The following is a 501-nucleotide window of genomic DNA, read 5'->3' as shown; positions in this document are numbered from 1 at the left end:
CGAAGCTTTAGTATTCTCCACCCAGCCGCAAACCCATGCACAATCTGGACAGCACAACTATCAACAGCACACCCCGACTCTTACCCAAACGGCATTGGGTGGTCAACATTTGGCTGAACGCTTAACACAATTGGCAACGGGACTGGGACGACAGGTCAATGACCACAAAGCGATCAAGACCCAGTTAGAAGCTATCGCAGAGGAGCAGCAATCTAAAACCCATCAACAAGCGCCCTATACGCTGATCGATGGCGCTGCTGATACGAGCTATGTCAGTGACGATACGCTGATTCAACGATCGATGGGTGAGATGATAACGACCTCTCAGCAAGATATGATGGTGAGCAGTGGTGATGGTCATCATCAGGTCAGTAGTGAGTCTTTGACAGTGGTTGCTGATGGTCAGTTCAGTATGACCAATGGCAAAGACAATATTATGCTGTCTGCGCATACAGGGAAGCTTGAGGCAACGGCGAAGCAAGATGTGAATATGTCATCCTC

General features: G+C 49.1%; 1 protein-coding gene. It reads left to right on the top strand.

Annotated elements, in window-relative coordinates:
• Positions 1 to 501, top strand: a 501-nt coding sequence (locus ACT3RN_RS16115) for a DUF2345 domain-containing protein (RefSeq protein ID WP_444518868.1), incomplete at both ends; no start/stop codon positions are given.

This window comes from Psychrobacter sp. AOP5-GZ1-6 (assembly GCF_052376345.1).
Classification (GTDB): domain Bacteria; phylum Pseudomonadota; class Gammaproteobacteria; order Pseudomonadales; family Moraxellaceae; genus Psychrobacter.
This window is presented reverse-complemented; position numbering and strand designations above follow the sequence as displayed.